We start from the raw sequence: 5,789 nt of genomic DNA, 5'->3' as shown, positions 1-5,789 counted from the left end.
CGCACGCTCTGGCTCTGGGATGTAGCTGTCCAGGGCTTCGGCCAGTTCGATGATTTTCGCTTCCCACTCAGCTTCGCCTTCCAGCGCTTTCAGCGCGGAACCACGGATTACTGGCAGGTCGTCGCCTGGGAAGTCGTACGCGGACAGCAGTTCGCGAACTTCCATTTCTACCAGTTCCAGCAGCTCTTCATCATCAACCATGTCGCATTTGTTCATGAATACGATGATGAAAGGAACGCCAACCTGACGACCCAGCAGGATGTGCTCACGGGTCTGAGGCATTGGGCCGTCAGTCGCAGCTACTACCAGGATCGCGCCGTCCATCTGAGCAGCACCGGTGATCATGTTTTTCACGTAGTCGGCGTGCCCTGGGCAGTCAACGTGCGCGTAGTGACGAGTCGGGGTGTCATACTCAACGTGAGAGGTGTTGATGGTGATACCACGAGCTTTTTCTTCTGGCGCGTTATCGATCTGGTCGAAAGCACGTGCAGAACCGCCGTAGGTTTTAGCCAGTACGGTAGTGATCGCTGCAGTCAGGGTAGTTTTACCGTGGTCAACGTGGCCGATAGTACCGACGTTAACGTGCGGTTTTGTACGTTCAAACTTTTCTTTAGACATCGATTGTCCCTCTAAGACACGGATAAATCGGTGGTATCACCACATCAACCAAGCATTTGCTCGTTGAATCCAGAACAGAAAGAAAATCAGGGGGCGAGAAATTAAGAAGTGGTGCTGATAGGCAGATTCGAACTGCCGACCTCACCCTTACCAAGGGTGCGCTCTACCAACTGAGCTATATCAGCACATCTTGGAGCGGGCAGTGGGAATCGAACCCACATCATCAGCTTGGAAGGCTGAGGTAATAGCCATTATACGATGCCCGCATCCTGGAACTCGGCTACCTGATTTTTCTGTAGAATTTTGGGATGGAGCAGGATTGTTCATCACTCGGCTCGCATCCTTCGGGCCGGCTGCGCCTTGCGCTGCACAGCTCGAACCTTGCCGAAGGCTTTCGCCCTCTCCTCCCGCCATCAACCGTTGCGGTATTTATCGCATCTCAGTTAATCGCCGAAGGCAAGATTTGGTGGTGGGGGAAGGATTCGAACCTTCGAAGTCTGTGACGGCAGATTTACAGTCTGCTCCCTTTGGCCGCTCGGGAACCCCACCAGATTTTAACTACTTGTGACTTGAATGGTGCCGGCTACCGGAATCGAACTGGTGACCTACTGATTACAAGTCAGTTGCTCTACCTACTGAGCTAAGCCGGCATCAAGTGCAGCGCATTCTAGGTAGAGCGGGCGACCTATGCAACAAAAAAATTGCTTTACGCGCACTTTCGCTCATAAATCAGTCAATTTTGCATACTGTCATGCAATTCGCAGCCTGCGGCGTGCAAACATTCATCACTCGCGGCAATCATTCTCTACAATTTTATCCACTTTTTGCAAGCCTTGAGCGCCGCTTTCTCCGTGTCGGGCTTCTCAAAACACTTAACCCGCGCAGGTAAACTGTGAGCGGGATCGATGCACCAAAAAGGGGATACCTGCCCCGGACTGCGGCGTGGGCTACACTGATCCCTCGCCCTTTTGCCGTCGCCATGCCTTTCGCCGCTGTGGCTCAGTTATTGCTTCTCTTCATTACCCCCATCCCAGGAGGAATGACCGATGAAAATAGTGCCTATCAACGCCGCTACGCTACCGATTTACCGCGATGAATTGGCCCGCCTGTTGACCGATGCCGTCACGCACGGCGCTTCTGTCGGTTACGACACCTTAATCCCTCACGAAGACGCCGAAAGCTACTTCCACAGTCTGCGGCCGGCCTTGGCCAAAGGTGAACTGCTGCTGTGGATTGCCCGTGACGAGCGCGGCGTCGTTGGCACCGTGCAACTCGAGCTCTGCCAGAAGCCGAACGGCCGTAATCGTGCGGAGGTAGTGAAGCTGTTGGTGCATAGCCGCGCTCGCCGAAACGGCGTAGGTCAGGCGCTGATGAAGTCACTGGAGCACGCGGCACTGCAACAGCAGCGCGGGCTATTGTACCTGGATACGCAGGCCGGTTCGGCAGCAGAAGCGCTTTATCGCAGCCTGGGTTATCGCTGTTTGGGCGAGCTACCGGATTATGCGGCAGGGCCCGATGGGCATTACCATCCAACCGTTATTTATTACAAACGCCTGTTCGCCGTGAACCAACCTTCGCGCGCCATCGCCAGCTAGCCTTCAGGCGGTATCCGGCCCCGATGATACCGCCTTGCAACCCCGCTTTATCAACTGCGCGCCGCTTCGCACAATTGACATAAACTGCTGCCTATCGACAACTTTTGCGAAAAAAGTCTACGCCAAAAACGAAGCTGTCTATAATATGCAGCTTGTTTATTCTCTGGAGCTGGCGTCCGGCGCCTTTCCCAACCTGCGTTAACAGGCAGAATTTGGCTTATGATAAAAAGAGATCAATCTTTAGCAACGCCCTACCTACAGTTCGATCGTACCCAATGGGCTGCGTTGAGAGATTCGGTGCCGCTGACGTTGTCGGAAGAAGAGATCGTTAAACTGAAAGGGATTAACGAAGATCTCTCGTTGGAAGAAGTTGCGCAGATTTATCTGCCGCTGTCACGACTGTTGAACTTCTATATCAGCTCCAACCTGCGGCGGCAGGCGGTACTGGAGCAATTCCTCGGCACCGATGGGCAAAAGATTCCCTATGTCATCGGCATCGCCGGCAGCGTAGCCGTCGGTAAGAGCACAACAGCGCGCTTGTTGCAGGCACTGCTGAGCCGCTGGCCGGAACACCGCAGCGTTGAGCTGATCACGACCGACGGTTTCTTGCATCCTAATAAGGTGCTGAACGAACGCGGCCTGATGAAGAAAAAAGGCTTCCCGCAGTCTTACGATATGCATAGCCTGGTGAAATTCGTGTCGGAAGTGAAATCCGGTGCCAAACGCGTCACCGCCCCGGTTTATTCGCATTTGATCTATGACGTTGTGCCCGAGGGCAATAAAGTCATCGAGCAGCCGGATATTCTGATCCTGGAAGGGCTTAACGTATTGCAAAGCGGTATGGATTACCCTCACGATCCGCATCGCGTATTCGTTTCCGATTTTGTCGACTTCTCTATATATGTCGATGCCCCAGAGACGCTATTGCAAAGCTGGTATATCAATCGCTTCCTGAAATTCCGTCAGGGCGCATTTTCCAATCCCGATTCTTATTTCCATCACTATTCAAAATTGCCGGAACCGGAAGCGATTAATATCGCCACGCAATTATGGAATGAGATTAACGGATTGAATTTGCAACAGAATATACTGCCTACGCGCGAGAGAGCCAGCCTGATCATGACCAAAAGCGCTAACCACGCCGTTGAAAGCGTGCGTTTAAGAAAGTAAGCCTACCGATCGATTCAGGGGACGTTGCCGTCCCCCTTTCACTAACTATTCCGCACTGCGCAGCGATATCTCCCCGCCGATGAAGGGTTTTATCTCCCCGTCTTGTTCCAGCAGTAGCGCCCCCTGCGAATCGATGCCTCGGGCGATGCCCACAATCTGCCGCTCGCCAATCAGGAGCTTGACCGGTCTGTCGATAAAGTTATCCAGGGTACGCCAGCGACCGATAAAGGGCGCCAGTCCGTCTATCTCAAACTGTTTCAACGACTGACGCAGCTCATTGAGCAGGGTTGCAGCCAGCTCATTGCGATCGATCTGAATTCCCGCTTCCTGCAGGTTAATCCAGCCCTGGGTAATGGCGCTGGCGTTGGTATCCCGCATCGCCAGGTTAATGCCGGCACCGATGACCAGTTGAGCCGCATCGCCGGTTTTTCCCGTCAGTTCGACCAGGATTCCCGCCAGTTTACGATCGTTCAGATAAAGATCGTTAGGCCACTTAACGCGCACGTTTGCCGCACCGAGACGCTGCAGAACTTCCGCCATCACCATCCCGATCACCAGGCTAAGCCCCATTGCCGCCGCCGGGCCTTGCTCCAAGCGCCAGAACATCGACAGGTATAAATTAGCGCCGAATGGCGAGATCCACTGCCGCCCGCGGCGCCCACGCCCCGCCTGTTGGTATTCAGCGACGCAGGCGTCACCGGAGTGCAATTCGGCGATGCGGTCCAGCAAGTATTGGTTGGTGGAATCGACCACCGGCAACACGCTTACACGCTTGTCTTCCAGCAGGCTGAGGATACGCTCGGCTTCCAACAGCTGGATGGCACCAGGCAGGCTGTAACCTTTGCCAGGCACGGTAAAAACATCCAGCCCCCACTCGCGAATGGTTTGAATATGCTTATTGATCGCAGCACGGCTCATGCCGAGTGACTCACCGAGGTGTTCCCCGGAATGGAATTCGCCGTCGGCAAGCAGCGCGATCAGTTTTAACGGAACCTTGGTATCTTTCATGACAGCACCGCCACGGCATTCAGCTCACCGGTCGCGCCAATAAAACGCACCTCAGGCTCCAGCCAGACGCCAAATCTATCGGCCACCGTCTTGCGTACGTGGCGCGCCAGCGCCACCACATCCTGGCTGTGGGCGTTGTCGATGTTCACCAGCACCAGCGCCTGCTGGTGGTGTACCGCAGCACCACCGAGACGATATCCTTTCAGTTCGCATTGGTCGATAAGCCAGCCGGCGGCTAGCTTCACCTGGCCATCCTGCTGTGGATAATGCGGCATGCCGGGATATTTGGCGATGAGTCCTGCGGCTTTCTCTGCGTTCACCAGCGGATTCTTGAAGAAGCTGCCGGCATTGCCGGTTTCACGCGGATCGGGCAGCTTGCTGCGGCGCATGGCGCATACGGATTCAAATACCTGAAGCGGCGTCACCGTAGCGGGATCCAGCTTAGCAAGATCGCCGTAGCTCAATTTGGGTTGCCACTGTTTGTTGAGGCGTAAACCCAGCCCGACAATGACATGTCCGATTTGGAAACGGTGTTTGAAAATACTTTCCCGGTAGCCGAAACCACATTCGGCAGCCGGAATGCGATCGATAGCGCCGGTAGAGAAATCCAGCAAGTCGACATACTCGCAAACGTCTTTCAATTCGACGCCGTAGGCGCCGATGTTCTGAATAGGCGCGGAGCCGGCCAATCCAGGAATCAACGCCAGGTTCTCCAGACCGCAGATCCCGGCCTGCAGCGTATATTGCACCAGATCATGCCAATTCTCACCGGAGCTGACGTGGAGATGCCAGGCATCGTTATCTTCCCGGACGTCGATACCCTTTAGCTGATTGACCATGACCGTGCCCGAAAAATCCTCCAGGAACAGCACGTTGCTACCTTCACCGAGAATCAGCAGCGGCTCCTGACGCTTGCGCGTTTGTTGCCAAACCTTGAGCATCTGCTCAATTCTATCGGCTATGATCAGGTGCGCTGCGTTGACCGGGAGCGCAAACGTATTGTGGTTTTTTAAAGACGCGCTTTCAGTAGACATAACGTTCAGTACCTATACGGAAATAATCTTTCGCCTAGTCTACTCGATTCGAGGCGTCTGGCTAATATTTGTTTTAATTAACGTGAAATTTATCGAATAATACACTGAAGAATTAAGATTTATCTTTGATATAACCGGATAATTCTCATCAACATCTTAATAAATAGGCATTTTTATTATTTAAATAATAATCTGAAGCTATCAATTATATATTGATCTGGCTATTTCCCCGACAAAAAACATTATGCTTCCTTATAAGACTAAGCTACATATGCCAAAAAGGTATTTTTCAAAGTAATAGATACAGTCAGGATATTTATTTTACGCATAGCAAAAAGCCCTGAACGTCAGTTCAGGGCTTTCG

The 5,789-nt window shown here is 53.1% G+C and carries 5 protein-coding genes, 4 tRNA genes and 1 other RNA gene; 2 read left to right on the top strand and 8 right to left on the bottom strand.

Annotated elements, in window-relative coordinates; translation table 11 throughout:
* From ACUTSC_RS24960 to ACUTSC_RS24935, 6 genes are all read right to left on the bottom strand, one after another.
* Positions 1-618 (bottom strand): GTP-binding protein (locus ACUTSC_RS24960; protein WP_164040121.1); only part of this gene is annotated, 618 nt, incomplete at its 3' end.
* A gap of 109 nt (positions 619-727) precedes the next feature.
* Positions 728-803: transfer RNA gene (locus ACUTSC_RS24955), tRNA-Thr, on the bottom strand.
* A gap of 6 nt (positions 804-809) precedes the next feature.
* Positions 810-884 (bottom strand) — tRNA-Gly (locus ACUTSC_RS24950).
* Positions 885-920: 36 nt separating this feature from the next.
* Positions 921-1,036, bottom strand: a non-coding RNA gene (locus tag ACUTSC_RS24945) — RtT sRNA.
* A 46-nt stretch (positions 1,037-1,082) separates the two neighbouring features.
* Positions 1,083-1,167, bottom strand: a tRNA-Tyr gene (locus ACUTSC_RS24940).
* Between the two features lie 25 nt (positions 1,168-1,192).
* Positions 1,193-1,268 (bottom strand) — tRNA-Thr (locus tag ACUTSC_RS24935).
* Between the two features lie 396 nt (positions 1,269-1,664).
* Between ACUTSC_RS24935 and ACUTSC_RS24930 the strand changes: the two genes are divergently transcribed.
* Together ACUTSC_RS24930 and coaA are read left to right on the top strand one after the other, a co-directional pair.
* Positions 1,665-2,213, top strand: a complete 549-nt coding sequence (locus tag ACUTSC_RS24930; RefSeq protein WP_060441478.1) for a GNAT family N-acetyltransferase — start codon at positions 1,665-1,667, stop codon at positions 2,211-2,213.
* Between the two features lie 219 nt (positions 2,214-2,432).
* Positions 2,433-3,383: a type I pantothenate kinase gene (coaA, locus tag ACUTSC_RS24925; RefSeq protein WP_033636718.1), complete on the top strand. Its 951-nt coding sequence runs from the start codon at positions 2,433-2,435 to the stop codon at positions 3,381-3,383.
* Positions 3,384-3,428: 45 nt separating this feature from the next.
* On the opposite strand, the gene birA is transcribed toward coaA, so the two are convergent.
* Both birA and murB read right to left on the bottom strand, forming a co-directional pair.
* Positions 3,429-4,391: a bifunctional biotin--[acetyl-CoA-carboxylase] ligase/biotin operon repressor BirA gene (gene birA, locus ACUTSC_RS24920; protein ID WP_197768920.1), complete on the bottom strand. Its 963-nt coding sequence runs from the start codon at positions 4,389-4,391 to the stop codon at positions 3,429-3,431.
* Positions 4,388-5,425, bottom strand: coding sequence for a UDP-N-acetylmuramate dehydrogenase (murB, locus tag ACUTSC_RS24915; RefSeq protein WP_197768919.1), 1,038 nt, complete (start codon positions 5,423-5,425; stop codon positions 4,388-4,390). Before murB ends, birA begins: the two co-directional genes overlap by 4 nt.
* Between the last annotated feature and the right edge of the window lie 364 nt (positions 5,426-5,789).

This window comes from Serratia sp. TSA_105.2 (assembly GCF_052692115.1).
The sequence above is the reverse complement of the archived record's forward strand: the minus strand, read 5'-3'. Positions and strand labels throughout refer to the sequence as shown.